Source organism: Nocardia carnea (genome assembly GCF_029868325.1).
GTDB lineage: Bacteria > Actinomycetota > Actinomycetes > Mycobacteriales > Mycobacteriaceae > Nocardia > Nocardia carnea_C.
In genome coordinates, this window is the sequence record NZ_JARWNW010000054.1 from 1 (window position 1) to 21,756 (window position 21,756).

At 67.8% G+C, this 21,756-nt stretch carries 19 protein-coding genes and 2 pseudogenes; 11 read left to right on the top strand and 10 right to left on the bottom strand.

The features are described 5' to 3' along the window. Positions 1–82 precede the first annotated feature (82 nt). Positions 83–727 (top strand): class I SAM-dependent DNA methyltransferase, encoded by a 645-nt coding sequence (locus QH196_RS02935; RefSeq protein WP_280414183.1) that lies wholly within the window; start codon positions 83–85, stop codon positions 725–727. A 365-nt stretch (positions 728–1,092) separates the two neighbouring features. Here QH196_RS02935 and QH196_RS02945 read toward each other — a convergent pair. The 5 genes and pseudogenes from QH196_RS02945 to QH196_RS02965 form a co-directional block, all read right to left on the bottom strand. Then, positions 1,093–1,558 (bottom strand): annotated as a pseudogene (locus QH196_RS02945) (DUF4158 domain-containing protein); the annotation flags it as partial. A gap of 202 nt (positions 1,559–1,760) precedes the next feature. Beyond that, positions 1,761–2,666 (bottom strand): SDR family NAD(P)-dependent oxidoreductase, encoded by a 906-nt coding sequence (locus tag QH196_RS02950; RefSeq protein ID WP_280414184.1) that lies wholly within the window; start codon positions 2,664–2,666, stop codon positions 1,761–1,763. Positions 2,667–2,675: 9 nt separating this feature from the next. Further along, positions 2,676–3,596: an LLM class F420-dependent oxidoreductase gene (locus tag QH196_RS02955; RefSeq protein WP_280414185.1), complete on the bottom strand. Its 921-nt coding sequence runs from the start codon at positions 3,594–3,596 to the stop codon at positions 2,676–2,678. 27 nt (positions 3,597–3,623) lie between these two features. After that, positions 3,624–4,853, bottom strand: a complete 1,230-nt coding sequence (locus QH196_RS02960; RefSeq protein ID WP_280414186.1) for an acyl-CoA dehydrogenase family protein — start codon at positions 4,851–4,853, stop codon at positions 3,624–3,626. Positions 4,854–4,883: 30 nt separating this feature from the next. Beyond that, a complete protein-coding gene (locus QH196_RS02965; RefSeq protein WP_280414187.1) occupies positions 4,884–6,032 on the bottom strand; it encodes an acyl-CoA dehydrogenase family protein in 1,149 nt (382 codons plus the stop codon). Between the two features lie 142 nt (positions 6,033–6,174). Between QH196_RS02965 and QH196_RS02970 the strand changes: the two genes are divergently transcribed. From QH196_RS02970 to QH196_RS02980, 3 genes are all read left to right on the top strand, one after another. Then, entirely contained in the window at positions 6,175–7,464 is a 1,290-nt protein-coding gene (locus QH196_RS02970) for a cytochrome P450 (RefSeq protein WP_280414188.1), read from the top strand. Positions 7,465–7,468: 4 nt separating this feature from the next. Then, positions 7,469–7,666 (top strand): ferredoxin, encoded by a 198-nt coding sequence (locus QH196_RS02975; protein WP_280414189.1) that lies wholly within the window; start codon positions 7,469–7,471, stop codon positions 7,664–7,666. Between the two features lie 171 nt (positions 7,667–7,837). Further along, complete coding sequence (locus QH196_RS02980; protein ID WP_280414190.1) at positions 7,838–8,245, top strand: hypothetical protein; 408 nt, start codon at positions 7,838–7,840, stop codon at positions 8,243–8,245. A 3-nt stretch (positions 8,246–8,248) separates the two neighbouring features. Here QH196_RS02980 and QH196_RS02985 read toward each other — a convergent pair whose 3' ends face one another. The 5 genes and pseudogenes from QH196_RS02985 to QH196_RS03005 form a co-directional block, all read right to left on the bottom strand. Further along, positions 8,249–8,683 (bottom strand): VOC family protein, encoded by a 435-nt coding sequence (locus QH196_RS02985; protein WP_280414191.1) that lies wholly within the window; start codon positions 8,681–8,683, stop codon positions 8,249–8,251. Between the two features lie 126 nt (positions 8,684–8,809). After that, positions 8,810–9,238, bottom strand: a complete 429-nt coding sequence (locus QH196_RS02990; RefSeq protein ID WP_280414192.1) for a hypothetical protein — start codon at positions 9,236–9,238, stop codon at positions 8,810–8,812. A gap of 68 nt (positions 9,239–9,306) precedes the next feature. Next, on the bottom strand, positions 9,307–10,074 hold the full coding sequence (locus QH196_RS02995; protein WP_280414193.1) for an enoyl-CoA hydratase/isomerase family protein: 768 nt from the start codon (positions 10,072–10,074) through the stop codon (positions 9,307–9,309). After that, entirely contained in the window at positions 10,074–11,342 is a 1,269-nt protein-coding gene (locus tag QH196_RS03000; protein ID WP_280414194.1) for an acetyl-CoA hydrolase/transferase family protein, read from the bottom strand. The genes QH196_RS02995 and QH196_RS03000 overlap by 1 nt, the downstream gene beginning before the upstream one ends. Positions 11,343–11,719: 377 nt before the next feature. Beyond that, positions 11,720–12,841: pseudogene (locus tag QH196_RS03005) on the bottom strand (CaiB/BaiF CoA transferase family protein); the annotation flags it as partial. An 81-nt stretch (positions 12,842–12,922) separates the two neighbouring features. Here QH196_RS03005 and QH196_RS03010 point away from each other — a divergent pair. The 7 genes from QH196_RS03010 to QH196_RS03040 all read left to right on the top strand — a co-directional run. After that, on the top strand, positions 12,923–14,473 hold the full coding sequence (locus QH196_RS03010) for a class I adenylate-forming enzyme family protein (protein ID WP_280414195.1): 1,551 nt from the start codon (positions 12,923–12,925) through the stop codon (positions 14,471–14,473). A gap of 350 nt (positions 14,474–14,823) precedes the next feature. Continuing rightward, positions 14,824–15,540 (top strand): SDR family NAD(P)-dependent oxidoreductase, encoded by a 717-nt coding sequence (locus QH196_RS03015; protein ID WP_280414196.1) that lies wholly within the window; start codon positions 14,824–14,826, stop codon positions 15,538–15,540. Between the two features lie 166 nt (positions 15,541–15,706). Next, on the top strand, positions 15,707–16,690 hold the full coding sequence (locus QH196_RS03020; RefSeq protein WP_280414197.1) for an MDR family oxidoreductase: 984 nt from the start codon (positions 15,707–15,709) through the stop codon (positions 16,688–16,690). Positions 16,691–16,703: 13 nt separating this feature from the next. Then, positions 16,704–17,897 (top strand): FAS1-like dehydratase domain-containing protein, encoded by a 1,194-nt coding sequence (locus tag QH196_RS03025; RefSeq protein ID WP_280414198.1) that lies wholly within the window; start codon positions 16,704–16,706, stop codon positions 17,895–17,897. A gap of 134 nt (positions 17,898–18,031) precedes the next feature. After that, on the top strand, positions 18,032–19,729 hold the full coding sequence (locus QH196_RS03030; RefSeq protein ID WP_280414199.1) for a class I adenylate-forming enzyme family protein: 1,698 nt from the start codon (positions 18,032–18,034) through the stop codon (positions 19,727–19,729). Positions 19,730–19,824: 95 nt separating this feature from the next. Beyond that, on the top strand, positions 19,825–21,012 hold the full coding sequence (locus QH196_RS03035) for a PucR family transcriptional regulator (RefSeq protein WP_280414200.1): 1,188 nt from the start codon (positions 19,825–19,827) through the stop codon (positions 21,010–21,012). Positions 21,013–21,157: 145 nt separating this feature from the next. Then, positions 21,158–21,756 (top strand): FAD-dependent oxidoreductase (locus QH196_RS03040; RefSeq protein ID WP_280414201.1); only part of this gene is annotated, 599 nt, incomplete at its 3' end.

Consider the following 21,756-nt stretch of genomic DNA (forward strand, 5'->3'; position numbering starts at 1 on the left):
CCCCCCCCGGGCGGGGTGTAGGCACCTTTGTCGTTCCCGGGTAGCGCCGAGTCCGCCGCGATTATGGAATATCGTGCCGGTCATGACCACGGATGACTGGTTGGCCGACACCCGAACCTCTTATGACACGGTCGCGGCCAGCTATGCCGACCAAGTGCGCGGCGCCCTCGCCGGACACCAGTACCTTCGCGCGGCTCTGGCGTTGTTCGCCGACAGCGTGCGGACCGCTGGCGGCGGACCGGTCGCGGACGTCGGCTGCGGCCCCGGTGAAGTCACCGCCCACCTGCATGAGCTCGGTGTCGATGCCTTCGGTATCGACCTCTCCCCGGCGATGATCGACGTGGCCCGGCGCGACCACCCCGGCCTGCGGTTCGAGGTGGGCTCGATGACGGAGCTGAACCTGCCCGTCGCTTCGGTGGCCGGCCTGCTCGCCTGGCAGTCGTTGATCCACATCCCCGACGACGAGGTGCCGACTGTGTTCGGGCGCTTCCACCGAGCGTTGCGTCCCGGCGGACCGTTGCAACTCCTGTTTCACGTCGGCGACGAGTCGCTGTTGAAGACGGAGGGCTACGGCGGTCACCCGATGAAGGTCCATGTCCACCGCCGTCAGCCGAACCAGGTGGCAGCCTGGCTGCACGATGCCGGATTCGTGGTCGAGGCCCAGATGCTGCTCGACCCGGATGCGAAAGCTCAGCAAGCGATTCTTTTCGCACGCAGTAAGTCCTGACCTCTGCATATGTCGGGCTCGCCACTGGTCCGGGTGTGGCGGGTAATCATCTGGCACACCGGGATGCCAGTGGGCGGGCATCACCGCCGACAAGCTGCGGATCGGAGTCGAGGGCACCCCTACTCCTTCGGCTACGTCGCCGGACCGCACTACCCGCGAGCCTGGGACCACGACTGAACCCAGGACGAACGATCCTGCGCGGACCTGATCCCCGATATGACGACCACCGAATGGCTCGGCCGCGAGCACACGAACCGGGCCCTGGGGTAGCGCCGGGGCCGGTCAGAACAGGGTGTCACGCACCCGCAGCGGCCGGTAGCCCGTCGGGCCGAGCGCGGCGAGTTCGGCGTCGATGTCGACTTCGATCGCGCCGAGATCAGATACTCACACCCCAACCGGAACAACCGGGTCGGCGAATCGTGCTCCATCGCCCGCGCCAGCAGGAACACGTCGAGTTCCTCGAGTTCGAGCGCACCGGCGGTCCGCCACCCCAGATACTGCGCGACCAGGCGCAAATGGTCGGTGCGGGGTCTGGGCGCGGCGGCCGTAGGAACGGATCTCGGTACCGTCGACACGCAGCTGCTCGGCCAACCGGGCTACCGCGACCGGCGGGGCGGTCACCACCCGATCAGGCACGAACCCCAACCACGGCAACGTGCACAACGCGATCGCGATACTGAGCCGATCGGCCGGACCACGACCGCGACCGGGATCGACGAACGCCAGATCCGCCGGTGAGAGCGTGAAGAACCGGAACAGCTCCTCGCGGCCGATCTCCGGGAATTCCCGCAGACGAGCCAACTCCTCATCCGCGAACACCCGCGTCGCCACGAAACCGCCCTCCCACACCAACCAATAGCGTTGGGAGCCAAGCCAAACAGCAACCGGCCATCGCCGCAGACCGAACCACGGCCTCACCGGCAGTCAGCTGCGGCTACGCCATATCCGTTGGTTCTTCGGCGGTTACTACCGGAACCCCGATATCCGATAACGAACGTCGTGGCAGAAATCCGAAGAACCGTACGGTACTCGGCTATCCGCTTCTGTAGGCCCTCAGGGGTGGCCGACCCTCATCGGCGCCGAGCTCCCCGCTTTCCCGGAGAACCCGCAGCGGAGCGTGGTTGGCCCAGCCCTCGCCCGGCCAGTTGAACCAGCCGGCGGAGGCCGAGGTTCCGCCGTCCGGGTGCAGGGTGGTGCCGGTGAGGTAGGACGAGAGCTGGGAGGCCAGGAAGACCGCGCAGTGGGAGATATCGGTGAGGCGTCCGGCGCGGCCCATGGGGATGGCGACCTTCACCCCCTCCGGGTCCATCATTGCGTTGTCACCGGTACCGATACGTTCCAGGTTCGGTGTGGGGACGAAATCCGGGGCGATGTTGTTGACCCGGATCCCCTCCGGCGCCACCTCGATCGCGAGCGTGCGCGCGAACTGTTCCACCGCAGCCTTCGCCGCCGCATACACCGCGAAACCCGGTGCCGCGCGGTGGGCTTCGATGGTGGTGATATTGATGATGCTGCCGCCGCGGCCGCCCGCCCGCATCAGCGGGACCGCCTGGTGGCAGGCGTGTAGCACATGGGTCAGGTTGGTGCGCAGCAGCGCGTCCCAGCCCTTGGGGCGAGTTTCGGTGAAGGGGGCACGGAAGGTGCCGCCCACCACATTCACCAGGGTGTCGAGCCGGCCCCACCTGGTCTGGGCGGCCTCGAACAGGGCGGTGAGTTCGGCGGGATCGCGGGCGTCGCCGTGCGCTACGAGGGCTTCGTGGCCGCGGTCGGCCAGAACGGAGCGTAGTTCGCCGGCGGCTGCGGGGTCGATATCGAGGACGGCGACGCGCACGCCGTTGTCCGCCAGGTCCGCGACGATCGCACCGCCCAATCCGCCCGCACCACCGGTCACCACGGCCACTGTGCCCGCGAGACCGGCACGTTCCTCGAACCAGCCCATCTGATCGTCCTATCCGTCGATGTAGGTGGCGCCGAACTCGGCCAGGAAGTCGAAGGTGATTCCCGGATCGAGGGTTTCGTGCACACCGGCCCGGGTGGAGACCACGATCCAGTCCACCCCGGCGCGGGCCAGTTCACCGAACGCCTCCCGATGTGGGCCCGGGTCGGCGCCGGGGCCGGTGAGCCCGGGATGGCTGTAGGAGTACACGAGGTCGATATGTTCGGTGCGTCCCGTGCTCGCAGCGGTTTCGCGTATTTCGGCGATCTTGCGGGACAGCTCCTCGATCCCGCCGAGTTCGGGAGTCCGGGCGGTGCTGCTGAGTTCGGCACCGCCGGACATCGGAATCCACCCGTGCGCGGCCCGGGCCACCCGCCGCCGGCTCAATGCCGAATTCCCGCCGATCCAGATCGGGATAGGCTGCTGCACCGGCGCCGGGCGGGCCTGCACATCGCGGGCGCTGAAATGTTTGCCCGCGTAGCTGAACGGCTCGCCCTTCCAATGCAGCGGGAGGACGTCGAGCGCTTCGTCGAACAGGGTGTTGCGTTCGTCGAAATCGACCCCGACGGCATGGAATTCACCCTTCAAGTAGCCGGTGCCGATCCCCAGGATCGCCCGGCCGCCGGATAGTTTGTCCAGCGTCGCGGCCGCTTTCGCGAGCAGCATGGGATTGCGGTAGGGCGCCACGGACAGGTAGGTGATCAGCCTGATCCGTTCGGTCAGCGCGGCCGCGTAGCCCAGGGATACGAACGGGTCCAGGGTCTGATGGCCGCCCGCGCCCAGCCAGCGCGCGCCGGGCGCGGGATGCTCGCTCAACGAGAACCCGCCGAATCCGGCCCGTTCGGCCGCCCCCGCGACCGCCCCCAGCGGCCCGGCGTCGAGGACATCGCCGTCCACACCGCCGGTTTCCGGATAATGGAAGATGAACCGCATCACTGCCTCCGAATCTGCGGATCCGCCCTAGCGGCCCCGTTTCACCTCGTTGAACGGCACGTCGCGGTCGGCGGCGTACTCGCGGGGCATACCGAGAACACGTTCGCCGATCACATTGCGGGCCATTTCGGTACTCCCGCCGGCCAGGCTCCAGGCGGCGCGGAACAGGTAGTCGGTGCCGATCCTGGCGGTATCGAGCGGGTCGCCGGGCGCGTGGGTCGCGGCCTCCGCGCCCGCGACCTTCACTGCCATATCGGTTTGCAGCCAGGAGTTCTCGGCACTGAACAACCGGGTGATCGAACCGGCCGCCGGTGGTAGTTCACCGGCCGTGATGCTGCGGGTGATGTGGTCGATCAGCTGGTCGCGCACCACCATCATCGCGCGGGCTTCGCCGATATCCTCCCGTACCCGGACGTCGTCGAGTCTGCCGAGCCGGCGGGCTATGTCGAGGATCGGGGACTCCTCGCCGCCGATGTGCGGGCGGGCGCCGCTCAGAAACGGCGAGGTTCCGCCGATCGCGGCCCGCTCGTGATGCAGCAGCCGCGACGCCGCCTCCCAGCCGCTGTCGACCTGACCGAGCACCGCATCGTCGCCGAGCGCGACATCGTCGAAGAATTCCTGGCAGAACTCGGTGGACCCGGTGACCTGTTTGATCCGCTGCACGGTCACCCCCGGCGCCCCGATCGGGACCAGGAACATGGTGAGTCCGCGATGTTTGGGCACGTCCCAGTTGGTGCGGGCCAGGCACAGGCCGTAGTCGGCGGCGTAGGCGCCGGAACTCCAGATCTTGGATCCGTTGAGGATCCACCGGTCGCCGTCCCGGTCGGCGCGGGTGGTGAGCCCCGCCAGATCGGAGCCGCCGCGCGGTTCGGACAGCAGTTGCACCAGCAGTTCGTCACCGCGCAGCACCGCGGGCAGATGCTCGCGTTTCTGTTCCTCGGTGCCGAGGTCGAGCAGGGTCGCGGCGCAGATGGACAGTGTGGGAACGTTCAGGATGACCGGCATCTCGTAGGGATAGGACTCGGTGGTGAACGCCGCCTGATGCGCCGGGGTGAGACCCAGTCCGCCGTATTCCTTCGGGAAACAGATACCGGCGAATCCGGCGTCGTACAACGTGCGCTGCAGTTCCCGGGCCCGGTCCCATTCCTCTTTGCTGTCCGGCGGCGCCTGTTCCGGGAGAGCGGGAGGAAGGTTGTCGCGCAACCAGTTCCGGGCGCGTTCACGGAATTCGGCGACTGGTTCCACATCGGTGGTCATGAGGGTGTGCCTTCCAGGAGGTGCGGCGCGCTAGGCGGCGGCGACGAGCAGATCGGTGATCCGGCGGCGGTGTTCCTCGGGTGTGCCGTACAGCGCCCGGCCGAGCCCGATCCGCCGCAGATACAGATGCAGATCGTGCTCCCAGGTGACCCCGATCCCACCGTGCAGCTGGACACAGTCCTGCCCGATCACCGGCGCCTTGGCGCCCACATACGATTTCGCGACACTCACCGCTTCGTCCGCGGTATCCGGATCGTCGTCGCAGGCCGCCGCCGCGGCGGTCGCGGTGGCCCGGCAGGCCTCCAGCCAGGTCTTGTTGTCGGCCATGCGATGTTTGAGCGCCTGATACGAGGCGAGCGGCCGGCCGAAGGTGTAGCGGTCGTTCAACCATCCGAGGGTGGATTCCAGGGCTACCTCGGTGGCGCCCACGGTTTCGGCGGCGGTGAGCACAGCGGCAGTGTGCAATTGGGCGCGTACCGCCGCGGTGGCGGCCGGCCCCGTGTGCGTGACCGCGGTGGCCGGCACCACGACCCCGGCGAACTCGATACGGGCGGTGCGCCGGACCAGGTCCAGGGTCCAGGTGGGGGTCACGGTGACTCCGGGGGCATCGGCGGCGACCAGTAGCTGCATCGGCCCGTCGGGGCCGTTCGCGGTCACCAGGAAGAGATCGGCCTGATCACCGGCTTCGACCCGGTCCTTGATCCCGTTCAGGCGGTACCCGTCGCCTTCGGGCGTCGCACTCACCCGCGCGCTCCCTTCTGCGCCCGGCGCGACCATCACCTCCATACCGCGGCCGGGTTCGTAAGCGGCCCAGGTGATGACCTGCTCCCCCGCCGCGACCGCGGCGATCGTGTCACCGAATCCGGTCTCCGCACTCGCCAGCCCGGCCAGCACCGCGTTGGTGGTGACGAACGGACCCGGCGCGCAGGCACGACCCAGTTCACCTGCAACCAAGGTCAATTCGGTGAGCGGCCGTCCGGAGATGGAGCCGCCCCCGTGTTCCTCGGCGACCAGCATGGCGGTCCAGCCGAGTTCGGTGGCCGAACGCCACCATTCGCGGTCGAATCCGGTTCCTGCCTCGCCCAGGGCGCGTACTGTCGCCACCGGGACGGTCTCCGCCAGGAATTCCCGGGCAGTCTGCTGGAAGAGCCGCTGGTCAGCGGTGAGATCGAGGGTCATGTTCTCCGGTCCTCCGGTTGACGCACGGCACGCCGTGTGGAAATCTCATACTCACAGATGAGAGTTATATTCTCAAATGCGGAAGTCAACCGGCGGAGCTGCTCGTGGCGGTGGGAGCCGGCGGAGCGAAGGGAACCGTCACGTGAAAAACTTCCAGGATCTGGACTTCTTCCTCGGGCAGGAGCTGGTTGCCGATCCGTACCCGTATTTCGACGCTCTTCGCGAGCAGTGCCCGGTAACCCGGGAAAAGCACCACAACGTCATGATGGTGACGGGTTACGACGAGGCCCTGGAGGTTCTCAACGACACCGAACGGTTCTCCTCCTGCATCTCGGTCACCGGACCCTTCCCCGGTTTTCCCGTCCCCATCGACGAGAACTCCGATGTCGACGCCCTGATCGCAGAACACCGGGATTCACTGCCCTTCAGCGATCAGCTCCCGGCCCTCGACCCGCCGACCCATACCGCCCACCGCGGGCTGCTCATGCGCCTGATCACCCCGAAACGCCTCAAAGAAAACGAAGAGACGATGTGGGATCTGGCCGACTCGATGCTCGACGAATACCTGGCCCCGGGAAAAGGCGAACTCATCCGCGATTTCGCGGGGCCCTTCACGCTCTACGTGATCGCGGATCTGCTCGGGGTACCCCAGGAGGACCAGGAAGAGTTCCTCAACGCCTTGCAGCGTGACCCGCGCCGTACCGGAACGGTCGGCAGCACCAGCTCCGATCACGCGATGGAGCACAATCCCATCGAGTTCCTCTACGAGAAGTTCTCCGGCTATATCGAGGACCGGCGGAAGAATCCGCGCGGTGACGTGCTGACCAGCCTGGCGGAGGCCACCTTTCCCGACGGGAGCCGGCCGGAGGTGATCGATGTCGTCCGCGTCGCCGCCAACCTCTTCTCCGCCGGGCAGGAAACCACGGTCCGGCTGCTGTCGTCGGGGCTGAAATTGATCGCCGAGGATCCGGAACTGCAGTCCTGGCTCCGCGGCGACCGCGACCGCATCAACAATTTCATCGAAGAGATGCTGCGGATGGAAAGCCCGGTGAAGGGCGATTTCCGGCTCGCCAAAACCACCACGACGGTCGGCGGGGTCGAGGTTGCGGCCGGAACGGTTCTGATGCTCGCCAACGGCGGCGCCAACCGCGATCCACGGCGCTTCGAGAATCCGAGCGTATTCGATCCGAAACGGGCCAACGCCCGCTCCCATATCGCCTTCGGCCGCGGTGTCCACACCTGCCCCGGCGCTCCCCTGGCACGCACCGAGGCAAAGGTGGCGTTCACCCGCCTGCTGGAACGCACCACCGATATCCGGATCGACGAAAGCGTGCACGGCCCGGCAGACGCCCGCGAATACACCTACCTGCCGACCTTCATCCTGCGCGGAATCACCGCCCTGCACCTCGAATTCGACCGTACGGAAGGGTAGTTCCATGAAGGTCATCGTCGACGCCGACTCCTGCAAGGGCCACGGGATCTGCACCACCCTGTGCGCAGAAGTCTTCACACTCAACGACTACGGCTACGCCGAAGCGGTCGACACCGAGATCCCCGAGGACCTCACCGAAGCGGTACAGACTGCCAAGGACGCCTGTCCGGAGTGGGCGATCAAGATCGTCGACGACGCCTAGCCGCGCGCAGTCACCCGGAAGGCGCTGCTCCCGCAGCGGGACGCCGCCCAGCAGGATGACGCGGGCTCCAGTAGCGCCGCCGATGGGCTGAACGCAACGAATGGTTGCCCAACCCCGGGCTCGAGTAGTTTTCCCGATTCGCGCTTCGTCGCGACAATCCATACTCGGACCATGCATTCCCTACGCGCGGCAGTCCGGGACCTGATGGATCGTTCGATCGAGATCGGCGGCAGCACCGGGCACGGCACGGTGGTGATCAGCGCAGGTCCCGGCACCGTCCAATGGCTCGCCGAGACCCGAGGCGTTTTCCATATCGAAGTCGTCGATCCCGCGGGGCCGCTGCGCCGAACGCTGTACCAGCGGTTGCGCCGCCGTAACCCCGCCGAGCAGACCGGGTTCACCGAGCGGGAACTGGCCCTGCTGGCCGAACTGGGGTTCGTCGCGGGCACAGTGGCCTACGAATTGCGCCCGGACGAGGCCGGACTCGATCACGAGCAGATCCTGCACGTCCTCATCACAGTGCTGCACGATGTTTTCCGGGTCCGCGACGCCGCGGGCTTCACGTCCGAGATCTTCTGATCCTCAGCCGCTGAAACCGGTCAGCGCCCCGCGCGCGTCGAATCGTGCACCCGGCGCCCAGGCGATCTCCCAGCGGTTCCCTTCCGGATCCGCGATATAGCCGGAACGACCGCCCCACGGGCGGTCCACCGGTTCGGCGACGACCTCGGCACCCGCCCGCACCGCCGCGGCGAATGCACTGTCCACCTGCTCGGGGCTGTCCACATTGCAGGCAAGGGTTACCCCTGACCAACCCACGGCGGCGCCGGCGGCTGCCTCCGCGGCCAGTTCCGTATCGGGATAGAGAGCGAGCAGGACACCGCCGAGGAGAAAGCCGGTCCACTGATCGTCCCCGCCCGGCACTTCCTCCCACTGGAGGGCACGATAGAAACGGCGGAGTGCCGGCAGATCGCGAGCGCCGAGCGTCACCACGGTCAAACGAGCCGGTAGATCGGACATGGCCACAGAGTACGTGGGTCCTCATACATCATCGGGGCCGGTAGGAGGCGTCCGATCTCATGATCGGTCCCGGACGCGACGACGTTCGGCGCGGCGACCATTCGTGGTCGGCGGACGGCGCAGCCGCTAGCCGCCGAAGCTCCCGGTGGCGGGTGCGGCGCCGGGGACGGTGACCGTCACGAATTCGCCCAGCACGTAACCACCGGCCGGACTGGTGTCTGCGCATCCACCGCGTGCGGTGATCGTCGATCCGGGCTCCAAGCCGGTCAGCGAGGTCTCCACGGTCTGACCGGGATTCGCCAGCGACTCCGGCTTGGATTCACCGAAGAAGACATGGTTGTTCTCCGGGCCCACACCTGCCTCGGCCCAGCACTGGCCGCGGTCGTTGGGGTTGTGCAGGGTCGCGGTCACCGTTCCCGGTGCCGTGCCGGCGAAGGTCACCTCCGGGGCGACGAACGACGCATCGGCCACCGCCGGTGCAAGGGCGAAGGGGGTGAATGCAGCGGCGGTGACGGCGGTCAGCAGGACTGTTCGGCGGATTCGTCTGTTCGTCATGCATCGGATACTGATCGAAAAGAAGCACGCACACAATGGGATTCACCGGAATGGGGTCATTCCGGTATTCACGACCCCGTCCAACGGGGCGGCCGCTTCTGCGCGAATGCGGCCGGGCCTTCTTGTGCGTCCGCACTGCGGTAGGCGCGCGATGCTGCGTGGCGCGCAGCTTCCAGAGCAGCCGAGCGCCCCATCTCGGTCGCCAGCATGACGGTTTCGCGGGCCGCGCGCACCGACAGTGGTGCACCGGCCAGGATCCGGCCCGCCAGGTCGAGGGCGGTGTCGAGTAGTTCGCCGGGTTCGGCGAGCCGGTTGACCAGCCCGATCTCGTAGGCGCGCTGGGCGGTGATCGGGTCGCCGGTGAGCAGGATTTCCATCATGATCCGCTGCGGGATCATATGGATCAGCGGGGCCGCCCAGGGTGAGCTGCGGCCCACCTTCACCTCGGTGACCGCGAAGGTGGCGGTGGTGCTGGCCACGCACAGATCGCAGGCCTGGGCGATCATCCAGCCGCCCGCGAAGGCGGCGCCGTTGACGGCGGCGATGGTCGGTTTGGACAGTTCGATCGTGTCGTAGGGCAGTGGGAACATATCGCGGGGTGGTTCACCCATCCGGGTTTCCACCATCTCCGTGAGGTCTCCGCCCGCGCAGAAGGCTTTGCGGCCGGCGCCGGTGAGGATCGCGATTCGCAGGGACGGGTCGTGTTCGAAGCGTTCCCAGGCGTCGAACAGGCCGGCCCGGATATCTTTGTCCAGGCAGTTGCGGCGGTCCGGGCGGTTCAGGGTGATGACTGCGATCCCGTCGGGCCGGGCGTCGAAGAGTACGGGGTCGGTCATCAGAATCCTCTGCGCTGGATTTCGAAAGCGGCTCGGTCCAGCTCTTCCCGGAAATCCGGATGGGCGATGGCGATCAGCCGGCGGGTGCGTTCGGGCAGCGGGCAGCCGGTGAGTTCGGCGGCACCGAATTCGGTGACGATCACATCCACATCGCTGCGCGCGGTGGTCACCGGGCCGGACAGCCGGCCGGTGATCCGGCTGACCGTGCCACCTTTCGCGGTGGCGGGCAGCGCGATCACGGCGTGCCCGCCGCGGGAGCGGGCCCCGGCGCGGACGAAATCGACCTGGCCGCCGGTGCCGCCCAGGTAGGCCGATCCGCTCTGTTCGGCGTTCACCTGACCGGTGAGATCGACTTCCATCGCGGAGTTCAGGGTGACCAGTCCGTCGAGCTGAGCGAGGATCGCCGCGTCGTGGGTGTAGGAAGTGGGACATAACCGCAGTCCCGGATTACGGTCGGCGAAGCGGTACAGCCGGTCGGTGCCGATGAGGGCGCCGGTAACCGTCACACCCGGATCGATCGGCTTGCGCGCGTTGGTGACGGCACCGGCTTCGATCAGGTCGACCACACCGTCACCGATCATTCCGGAATGGACACCCAGGTCACGGCGGTCGGTCAGTAGGCGCAGGACTGCGTCGGGGACGGCGCCGACGCCCACCTGCAAGACGGCACCGTCCGCGATGTAGGAGGCGACGTTTTTCGCGATCTTTTCATCGGTGGGGCCGATCTCGGCCGGCCGAACCTGTACCGGGCTGCGCGAAACCCGGACTGCGCAGTCGATCTCCTCGGCCCACAGCCCTTCACCGAGCGTGTACGGCACGTGCTCGTTGACCTCGGCGATCACCACCCGCGCCCGATCCACCGCGGCCCGGGTGTGATCGCCGATCAGCCCGAAACTGTGCCGCCCGTTCTCGTCGGCGGGACTGACCTGCACGAAAGCCACATCGCAGCCGAGGGTTCCGGCCTCGATCATCGGGCCCACCCGGCCGACATGGCACGGGATGATGCCGAGCCGGTGCGACCTGGTGAGGGTGCGCAGCGAACCGATGGCCCCCACACTCGACAGCGCGAACGATTCGGTGGATTCCGGGGTGAAGATGCCGGAGAAACTGGTGGCGACGAAGGCCGACAGTCCCCCGAGCTCGCGTCCCTGCGCTATCAGTGCCTCGATCAGGGCGCTCGGTTCCCCACAGGCCTGACCGATCACGATCCGGTCGCCCGGCCGCAGGTATCGGCGCAGATCCAGCTCACCCGCCTCGACCGCGTTCACCGGCGCTCCCCGCGGTCCGCAGGAACGGTGTGTGCCTCGGTCGGCGCGTGTGCGCCCTCCTCCTTTTCCCCGGTTCTGCCAAGGGACAGCGACGATCCCACGGAGCCGAGGTTCGGGGTTTTTCCCGGATCACCGGTCTCGGCAGAACCCGCCGGCGCCGGAGGCTCCGCAGTCCGCGCGGGATCGGGCGATCCCGCCGGCCCGGCGCACACAGCGGCTGCGGACAGCTCCGGAGCCCCGGCGACAGCCGGCGAAGCGGGGGTTTGCCCGGGCTCCGCTGCGCGGCCTGGAGGCGAGTATGAGCCGGTCCGGTCGGCGCGTGCCGGCCATGCGGCCCGCACCGATTCGGCCGGCGTCGGAGACCCGTCCTCGCCGCACAGGATTTCCGGGGTGTGCTCGCCGAGGCGTGGCGCAGGTCCTGCCACCCGGCCCGGCGTGCGGGAGAACCAGGTGGGTGGGCCCGGGAAACGCACCGGGCCGGAAAGTGTTTCGACTGTTTCGAAGAAGCCGGTGGCGGTCAGTTGCGGGTTGTCGAGTAGTTCGTCGAGGGTGTTCACGGGGGCGGCCGGGATATCGAGGGAGTTCAGCAGGTCCAGCCATTGCGCGGTGGTGCGGCCGCGGAAGGTTTCGCGGAGGTGCGCGTAGACGGTGCCGATCCGGGCGGCGCGCTGTGCAAGAGTCGCGAATTACGGGCCCGCCCAGGGCGGGTCGACCGCGGCGATGAAGGCGTTCCACTGTTTGTCGTTGTAGACCAGTGCGGAGATATAGCCGTCGGCGGTGCGGTAGGGGGTGCGCTCACTCGTGACCGCGCGCGGGTAGGCGGCGGTGCCGAGCGGCGGGTCGAACAGGGCGCCGTTGGCGTGCTCCACCAGCATGAACGCGGCCATGGTCTCGAACATGGCCACTTCGACCTCCTGCCCTTCGCCGGTGCGTTCGCGGTGGAACAGCGCCATCATCGTCGCGTAGAGAGCGGTCATTCCGGCGATCTTGTCGGCCATGATCGTGCCGACGTACCCCGGTTCCCCGGTGAGCATCTGCTGCACGTACGGCAAACCGCATTCGGCCTGGATGGTGTCGTCGTAGGCGGTGCGGTCGGCGTCGGGGCCGCGGCGGCCGTAGCCGTAGCAGTTGGTGTAGACGATGCCCGGGTTCACCGCCGCCACCTGTTCGTAGCCGAAGCCCAGTGCGGTGACGGCTTTTCCGCGCATGGAGTGGATGAACACGTCGGCGTCGGCGATCAGTTCGCGTAGCGCCGCCTTGTTCGATTCCGCACGCAGATCGAGGACCACGCTGCGTTTGCCACGATTCACGTTCACGAAGACTCCGCCCATTCCCTCCTCGGGGCCCACCGAGATGTAGCGGGTGTTGTCGCCGGCCGGGGGTTCCACTTTGATCACATCGGCACCCATATCGGCCATGATCTGGGTGCAGTAGGGACCCATCACCATGGCGGTCAGATCGATGACCCGGACCCCGGCCAGCGGCCCTGTGTGCTGCATATGCCCTACCTTCACCGGGCCGCGCGAAGAAATCGACGGCTATCTGATGAATCTTTGTAAGGATAGTGATATCAAGTACAAGTGCCGATTTTCAATGGCGAGAACGACGTTTCCGGCAACGGAGGTTCCGTGACCCGCGGCGCGGTCCCACTACCGGCGTCCATCGCGGCGGTGCTGCGACCGGCTCTGGCCGCGAATCCGGACGCCCCCGCGATCGAGGCGGCGTCGGGCATCTGGACCTACCGTGAACTCGACGAACACGCCGATGCCGCCGCGGCCGCACTGTGGTCACTCGGCGTGCGACCCGGCGACCGGGTGGCGGCCTGCCTGCCCAACGATCTCGATATCGTCGCCGCGTTCCACGGCACCCAGCGGATCGGCGCGATCTGGGCGGGGATCGGGGAGGCCATGGCGGCTGCCGAACAGCAGTACCTGCACGACCTGATCGAACCGCGGGTCGTCCTGGCGGGCCCCCGCTGCCTGCTCGACACATCTGCCCGGGTGAATCCCGGCCGGTGGGCGGCAGCTCAGCGCGCGCCCGCCGCGCCCGCTGTCGACACCGCGCTCGACGCAGCCGCCGGTATCGCATTCACCAGCGGAACGTCCGGGCGACCGAAGGCGGTGGTGCACAGTCAGCGCAATATGCTGCTGCCCGGCGCGGTGCTGGTCGCGACCCGGGAATGGGGCCCGGATCTGCGTAAGGGCGACAGCTTCCCGCTGACGATCCTCAACATGATCGTGTTGTCGACGCTGCTCACCGCCCAGGCGGGCGGCTGCGCGGTGATCATGGATCGCCGGGATCCGGCCGGGGTCGCCGAGTGGATCGCCACCCGGAAGGTGACGGTCTGGAACGGGGCACCCGCACAGCTGCACGATCTGGCCGCCCACCCGGAACTGGATCTGAGTTCGCTGCGCGAGGTGTGGAGCGGCGGCAGCGATACCCCGGACCGGCTCCGCGAGGCATTCGCCGCCGCGCACGGGCTGGTCCCGCGGGTGACCTACGGGCTCACCGAGGCGCCGACCGTGGTCTCGATCGACCCACCCGGCGCGGACTGGGTTCCACGAACGAGCGGCACGGTGCTGCCGCACTATGACGTTGCAGCCTACGACGACAGCGGCAACCGGCTTCCGCCGGGCGAAATCGGCGAACTCCGGCTGTCCGCACGAACCGGAGGACCGTGGGCGAACATGTGGCGCCCACTGCTCGGTCACTGGACCGGCGGCGGAATCGAACCACCGCCCGACGGGCCCGTCGCCACCGGCGATATCGGTACGGTCGATTCGGACGGCCGGCTCACCCTGCTGGACCGTAAGAAGATGGTGATCATCCGCGGGAGTGCCAATATCTATCCACTCGAGGTGGAGCGGGTCCTGGACACACATCCCGCGGTGGGCAGATCCGCGGTCTGCGGGATACCGCACGAAAGACTCGGCCAGCAGGTCGCGGCAGTGATCCAGACGAACGGAGCGGCCGTGGATTTCACCGAACTCGCCGAATACTGCCGGCGCGAACTCGCCGGTTACAAGGTGCCCGAGGTATGGACCGCGGTCGAAGCGCTACCGACCAACGCCATGGGCAAGGTCGTGCGCACACAACTGCCCGAACTGATCTCCCGTGCGGGGACCGCATGAGCACGCCGGGGCCGGACGCATCAGCCCAGCCGCACCATCCAGGGTCCCCGCACCCGCCTCGGCAACACGGTACGAGCGAGCCCGACGCGACGACGCCGCAGCATCCACCAGCGCTTTCGCCCAGCTCTCGCACAGCCGAAATGAGCGAAGCAGGTCGGGGGTCGACGGCGCGGCGGCGCGATGCACGGCCCTCACGCAGGCCGGTAGTACCCGGGCAGCGGAAGTCGGGTCCGGAACCAGCCGGGTCCGGTGACCGACCAGAGCACGCACCGATATCCGGTGAACACACTGCTGTCGACGCGTATACGGCGGCATTGCCGTCGTTCGAGTTGGGTGGGCGGGTCGCTATCGTGACCGGCGCTTCGTCCGGACTCGGGGCGGCGGTGAGCCGGGCGCTGGCCGGGCTCGGCGCACGGGTCGCGGTGGTGGCACGGCGGCGGGATCGGCTCGAGGCACTGGCCGGGGAAATCGGGGGATTCGCGCGCAGCGGCGATCTTTCGGATCCAGCGGCGAGCGCGCAGCTCATCCCGGACATCGCCGAGCGGCTGGGGCCACCGGAGATCCTGATCAATGCCGCGGGAAACCGTTTCGGCACCGCACGCGCCGAATCCGAACCACTCGACGATATCCGGCGCACCCTCGACCTCAACCTGGTGGCGCCACTGCTGCTGGCCCAGCAGGTTTTCCCATATATGCGTGAACTCGGCCGCGGATCGATCGTGAATATCTCCTCGATCAGCGGGCGAGTGGGTGTGCCGGGTATTCCGCAGGCGTCCTACGCCGCGAGCAAAGCGGGATTATCCGGGCTCACCACGGAACTCGCCGTTCAATGGGCCCGGCATTCGATCCGGGTGAACACGGTGGCGCCGGGGTTCTTCCGCAGCGAGATCACCGGCAGCCTGTACGACAGCGACCGGGGCGCCGAATACCTGCGGCGCAATATTCCGTTGCCCACCGAAGGGAGCGCCGAGGACATGGTCGGCGCGGTGGTCTGGCTGGCCGGCGATGCGGGTCGCTATGTCACCGGGCAGACCATCGTCGTCGACGGCGGGTGGACGGCGCACTGACCACCGGGTCGGGTGTTGACAGCGATAACCGCGACTGGAAATATAATTCTTATATTCGGAGAATTAAATTCTCCGAACGGACCGGCACCCGTCCACCGAACCGTTGCCGTTCGAGATGCCGGCACGGCACATATCCCGAACGGATCGAGGAAGGACCACATCACCGATGTTCTCCGCAATTGTCATCAACAAGGGCGAAGCCGGCTCCCAGGTCGAACTCACCAGTGTGGACGACGACCGGTTGCCCGAGGGCAACGTCGAAATACAGGTGGCCTACTCCACCCTCAACTACAAGGACGCGCTCGCCCTCACCGGCGCCTCCCCCGTGGTACGCAAGTTCCCGATGGTTCCCGGTATCGACCTCGCCGGCACGGTGACCGCGAGCAGCCACTCCCGGTGGTCCGCCGGGGACAAGGTCGTCCTGAACGGCTGGGGCGTCGGCGAAACCCATTGGGGTGGCCTCGCCCAGCGGGCCCGGCTCGACGGCGACTGGCTGATTCCGCTGCCCGGCGAATTCACCGAGCGGCAGGCCATGGCGATCGGCACCGCGGGCTACACCGCCGCGCTGTGCGTGGACGCACTGCTGAACCACGGCCTCACTCCGGACTCGGGCGAAATCCTGGTGACCGGCGCGACCGGCGGGGTCGGCAGTGTCGCCATCGCCCTGCTCACCAAGGCCGGCTTCACCGTCGCCGCCACCACCGGCAAGGCCGGCGAGCACGCCTACCTGAAGCAGCTCGGTGCGACCACGGTGGTGGACCGCGCCGACTTCGCCGAGAAGGGCAAACCGCTGCAGAAGGAACGCTGGGCCGGTGTCGTCGACACCGCCGGCAGTCACACTCTCGCCAATGCCACCGCGCAAACCCGCTACGGCGGTGCGGTGGCCGCCTGCGGCCTCGCCCAGGGCATGGATTTCCCGGCGTCGGTTGCCCCGTTCATCCTGCGCGGCGTTTCGCTGCTGGGTGTGGACAGTGTGATGGCGCCCCTCCAGAAACGACTCGACGCCTGGGCCCGCCTGGCCCGCGATCTGGACCCCGCCGTGCTCGATTCGATCGCCCGGGAGATCTCCCTCGACGAATCGATCGAGGCGGCCGGTGGTTTCATCGCGGGCACCGTCCGCGGCCGCATAGTCGTCGATGTGAACCGCTGAGCAGGAGTTTTTCGTGACCGAGAAGACGACCGAACCGACTGTCGAACTCGACCTGAGCGATGTCGACCATCGCGTCGGCAAACCCATCGGCGGCGGCCAGCTGTGGGATCCGTGCAGTACCTCCGATATCCGCCGCTGGGTGATGGCGATGGACTACCCGAACCCGCTGCACTGGGATCAGGAGTTCGCCCGCGAATCCCGTTACGGCGGACTCGTCGCGCCGCAGTCGATCGCGGTCGCCCTCGATTACGGTCACGGTGCGGCACCGGCCTGCGTGGGGCGTATTCCCAACAGCCATCTCATCTTCGGCGGCGAGGAGTGGTGGTTCTACGGTTGCCCCGTGCGGCCCGGTGATCAGCTGTTCCAGGACCGGCGGTTCCACGACTACAAGGTGGCCGAGACGAAATTCGCCGGGCCCACCATGTTCTCCCGCGGCGATACCGTCCACCGCAACCAGCACGGGGTACTCGTCGCCAAGGAACGGTCGACGGCGATCCGCTACCTCGCCGAGGAAGCGAACAAACGCGGAATGTACGAGAACCAGCTCGGCGAGATCAAGAAATGGACGGCCGCCGAACTCGCCGAGGTCGACGCGCTGCGCACGGAATGGCTGATGTCGAACCGGCTCGGAGTCTCCCCGCATTTCGACGAGGTGAAGGTCGGTGACAAACTGCCGCGCCGGGTGATCGGCCCGCACAGTATCGCCAGCTTCACCACCGAATACCGGGCCTTCCTGTTCAACATCTGGGGCACCTTCCGCTGGACGGCGCCCGCAGGTATCGAGGATCCGTGGGTCTACCAGGATCCCGGCTGGACCGAGGGTTTCGGCTTCGACGAAGAAGGCGCGAAGATCGATCCGCGATTGCGCGACGGGCTGTACGTCGGGCCCTCGCGCGGCCATATCGACGCCGAAAAAGCCGGTGATGTGGGCATGGCGCGCGCCTACGGATATGGGGCCACCATGGGCGCCTGGTGCACGGACTATCTGGCCTACTGGGCGGGTAACGACGGCATGGTCCGGCACACCAGAGCCGATTTCCGGGGACCGGCGTTCGAAGGCGATGTCACCTATTTCGACGCCGAAATCGTGGACAAGACACCGGAATCGACCTGGGGTGTGCCACTGGTCCAGGTGAAGCTGAAACTCACCAACCAGGACGGCGGTGTACTGGTCTCCTGCACCGCCGAGGTCGAGCTACCGCTGTAACACGGCCACTGCGGGGCGCGCCGCCCCAGCGCGCACTGCCGGACAACAGCACGTCGGGCCGGCGCGCTCCGGGCGGCGGTCCACCCAGCACCACCCGTGCGCCGCGTGCGGAGCACCGTCAGAGAGGACACCGGATGAGCACCGGGACCCAGCACACTCCTGCCCCGGCGATCGTCGCGGGACCACCCCTCGCGGAAGAACCCGGCCTGGGCACGCTCACTCTCCCGGGATTCCTCCGGGAGGTCACCGGCTCCTACACCGATCGCACCGCGCTGATCTCCCCCGCCGACGGTGTCGAATGGACCTACACCGACCTGTGGGACCGGGCGAACGAGGTCGCGCGGGCGCTGCGGGCGTGCGGGGTCGGGAGGGACAGCCGCGTCGGTGTGCTCATGACCAACCGCGCCGAATGGCTCGCGGCGGTTTTCGGTACCTCGCTGGCGGGCGGGGTCGCGGTGGCGCTGAGCACGTTCTCCACACCACCCGAGCTCGATCATCTGCTCCGGATCTCCGGAGTATCGGTGCTGCTGTTCGAACGCCGCGTCGCGAAAACGGATTTCGGCGAGGTACTCACCGGTCTCGAACCAGGGCTCGGCACCACCGGTCCCGGTGCGGTCGCCTCGACGGAATATCCCTTCCTGCGCTATCTGGCGGCGGTCGGGGAACCGGTGCCGGCGACAGCGATCGAGAGCTGGGACGATTTCCTCGCACGAGGTGCGGACACCGATCCCGCGCTGATCGCCGCGACCGCTGCGACCGTGCAGCCCAGTGATACCGCGGTACTGTTCTTCTCCTCCGGCACCACCAGCAAACCGAAAGGTATCCGCAGCGCCCACCGCGGGGTCACGATCCAGCTGTGGCGGTTCCGGCGGATGTTCGGTTTCGGCCCGGACGACGAGGTGCGCTGCTGGACCGCCAACGGTTTCTTCTGGTCCGGTAACTTCGGCCAGGCGCTGGGCGCGACCCTCGCCGCCGGCGGCACCCTGGTCCTGCAGTCGCTGTTCGATGCCGAGGAAGCCCTCGAATTGATGCAGGCGCAGCGGGTGACGTTCCCGGTTTCCTGGCCGCACCAGCACGCCCAGCTCCAGGGCGCCCCCAACTGGAACACCGTGGACCTGAGCAGCCTGCGGTTCGTCGACCGCGACCTCCCGTTGGCGACCCACCCCACCATCGACAGCGACTGGACCGAACCCGGGCACGCCTACGGCAATACCGAAACCTTCACCATCACCACGTGTTTCCCGGCCTGCACCCCCGAGGAAACGATCGCCGGCAGCAGCGGTATGCCGTTACCCGGCGTGACGGTGAAGATCACCGACCCCCTCACCGGCACGATCCTGAACAGGGGCGAGCACGGCGAGATCTGCGTCAAAGGCCCCACCCTCATGCTCGGCTACGTGGGCACATCCCTCGACGAAACTCTGGACGACGAAGGCTATTTCCACACCGGTGACGGCGGGTACCTCGACGACGAAGGCCGCCTCTACTGGAAAGGCCGGCTCACCGACATCATCAAGACCGGCGGCGCGAACGTCTCCCCACTCGAAGTAGACGAGGTACTCGCCCGATATCCCGGCGTGAAGATCGGCCGCACGGTTGGCGTCCCCCACGAAACCCTGGGCGAAATGGTCGTAGCCTGCGTCGTCCCGCACACCGGCCACACCCTCGACGCCGCCGCGATCCGCGACCACTTGCGTGTCCAACTCGCCAGCTACAAGGTCCCCCGCGAAATCCTGTTCTTCACCGAAGCCGACCTCTCGCTCAGCTCCAGTGCCAAGATCAAATCCAGCGATCTCCGCCAACTCGCGGCCCAGCGACTCACCGCGGAGTAACCACCTCCGAGGCTTCGGCGCCCGGAAGCCGCCGGTCGGCGAACAACTGTGGCGTAACCTGGCTCGTCGTGGCGGCGGACAAGGGAGCGGAGCCGGTGACGAGCGCGCGGGCGCTGGCCACCGCCTGCCGGAGCGAGATACCCGCACTCACGCAGCGGCTGCTGGCGGCGGTTTTCACGGACAATCCCGAATGGACCGACTATTCGGCGGTGACCCGCGCAGATCTGCTCGACGGCTGTCAGCGATTTCTGACGCGGGTCCTGGACCTCTTGGGCGGCCGGGCCGAGGGCACCGAGCAGGACGATGTCGCGGCCGCTATCGGCAGGCAACGTGCCGAGCAGGGCGTGCCCCTGGAGGCGATGCTGCGCACATTCAGGCTGGGTGGACGCATCGTCTGGGAGGCATTGCTCGACAAGGCGGGTGATGTGCCGGCGGCCGAATTCCGCGAGGCCGGCACCGCGATGTGGGCGGTGATCGACAGGATGTCGTCGGCTTTGGTCACGTCGTACCGCAACACCGAGTTGGAGCGCGTGCGGCGGGATGAGCGCCGCCGGCACGGCCTGATCGAGGACGTGCTCGCGGGCCGGGCGCGTGATGCGATGTTCGCGGCCCGCGCCGCCCGCGAGCTGGACCTGCCCGTCCACGGCGATTACCTGGTGGTTGTCGCGCGCGGGGATTCACCGCCGTGGCACACCGGGGCGGAAACGGCTCTGTCGTCGCTCGGATATCGCTCCGCCTGGCAGGAGCGGGCGGATTCGACCGTCGGCATCGTGGCGCTCGAGGATCGCGCCGTCGAGCCCGTGCTTCGGCAACTCCGGCCGAAAGTTCGCGGACGGGCGGCCGCCTCCCCCGTAGTCGCCGGAATGGCCGCGATCGGCACCGCTCACGGCCTGGCATTGCTGGCGCTCGACACCATCGCGTACGACGCTGCGGGGGTGTTGGTTTCGCTGGACGACCGTTACCCCGAAGCGCTGTTGCTGCGGGCACCCGATCTGACCGAGTTGCTGATCACGCGCTGTCTCGGACCGATCCTCGGATTACCGGAGAAAGAACAGGCGGTCTTGCTTCGCACCCTGTCCACCTGGCTCGCGGCGGGCTGCTCCGCCGCCAATGCCGCGCCACGGTTGCACTGCCACCGGAACACCGTGATCAACCGGTTGCAGCGCATCAGCACGCTGCTGGGGCGCCCCCTGGAAGGGCAGCGCGCGCATCTGGAATTCTCGCTCGCCCTGGCGGCCCTCGAGATCGGTGCACACCGGGGCGACCAGAGCTCCACCCGGTAGCCATATTGGGCGCAGCGCCCAATTCGAGGGGCCAATTTCTGAACATCGAGGGCATTGTTTGTGCATCCGGTGACCACAAGACTCGAGGGACGACCCAGCCCCACCTGGATGTGGGTCGCCTGTTCGAGGATGAGGAGCACCACAAGTGCCGGATTTCGATCTACTCGTGATCGGTGGCGGCCCCGGCGGATACGTCGCGGCGATCCGCGCCGCCCAGCGCGGCCTGCGCGTCGGCTTGGTGGAAAAGGAGCGCCCAGGGGGTGTCTGCCTGAACTGGGGATGTATTCCCACAAAAGCCATGCTGCGCTCCGCCGAGGTCCTCCAGACGATCCGCAATGGAGTCGAGTTCGGTGTGCACACCGAGGACGTTCGCGTCGACTTCGCCGCCGTGTGCGGGCGCAAGGACGCGATCGTGAAGGAGCTCACCGACGGGGTCGCGGGGCTTCTGAAGGCCAACGGGGTCACCGTTGTCGAGGGCCACGCGCGATTCACCGGGCCGGCGACCGTCGAGGTGTTCGAGACCGGCCGGTCACCGGCCTTTCCCGGCGGTCCTCGTTATGCCGCCGACCCCGTCGCGGCCCGGGGCGCGGCGGGCGGGGGCGCCCGGGTTCTCGTGGGCCCCGGGTCCGGGTGCGGGGGGCGCCTCGACCCCGGGGGCCCCCGCGCGCCGCGCCCGGCGCCCCGACGGGGTCGGCGGCATAACGAGGACCGCCGGGAAAGGCCGGTGACCGGCCGGTCTCGAAC

What these genes read in the sequence shown, in the direction of transcription:
- QH196_RS03020 (WP_280414197.1), top strand. Translation starts at nt 15,707, where the DNA reads ATGTTCTCCGCAATTGTCATCAACAAGGGCGAAGCCGGCTCCCAGGTC.
- QH196_RS02955 (WP_280414185.1), bottom strand. Translation starts at nt 3,596, where the DNA reads ATGCGGTTCATCTTCCATTATCCGGAAACCGGCGGTGTGGACGGCGAT.
- QH196_RS02980 (WP_280414190.1), top strand. Translation starts at nt 7,838, where the DNA reads ATGCATTCCCTACGCGCGGCAGTCCGGGACCTGATGGATCGTTCGATC.
- QH196_RS02985 (WP_280414191.1), bottom strand. Translation starts at nt 8,683, where the DNA reads ATGTCCGATCTACCGGCTCGTTTGACCGTGGTGACGCTCGGCGCTCGC.
- QH196_RS02950 (WP_280414184.1), bottom strand. Translation starts at nt 2,666, where the DNA reads ATGGGCTGGTTCGAGGAACGTGCCGGTCTCGCGGGCACAGTGGCCGTG.
- QH196_RS02990 (WP_280414192.1), bottom strand. Translation starts at nt 9,238, where the DNA reads ATGACGAACAGACGAATCCGCCGAACAGTCCTGCTGACCGCCGTCACC.
- QH196_RS02995 (WP_280414193.1), bottom strand. Translation starts at nt 10,074, where the DNA reads ATGACCGACCCCGTACTCTTCGACGCCCGGCCCGACGGGATCGCAGTC.
- QH196_RS02960 (WP_280414186.1), bottom strand. Translation starts at nt 4,853, where the DNA reads ATGACCACCGATGTGGAACCAGTCGCCGAATTCCGTGAACGCGCCCGG.
- QH196_RS02935 (WP_280414183.1), top strand. Translation starts at nt 83, where the DNA reads ATGACCACGGATGACTGGTTGGCCGACACCCGAACCTCTTATGACACG.
- QH196_RS02975 (WP_280414189.1), top strand. Translation starts at nt 7,469, where the DNA reads ATGAAGGTCATCGTCGACGCCGACTCCTGCAAGGGCCACGGGATCTGC.
- QH196_RS03030 (WP_280414199.1), top strand. Translation starts at nt 18,032, where the DNA reads ATGAGCACCGGGACCCAGCACACTCCTGCCCCGGCGATCGTCGCGGGA.
- QH196_RS02965 (WP_280414187.1), bottom strand. Translation starts at nt 6,032, where the DNA reads ATGACCCTCGATCTCACCGCTGACCAGCGGCTCTTCCAGCAGACTGCC.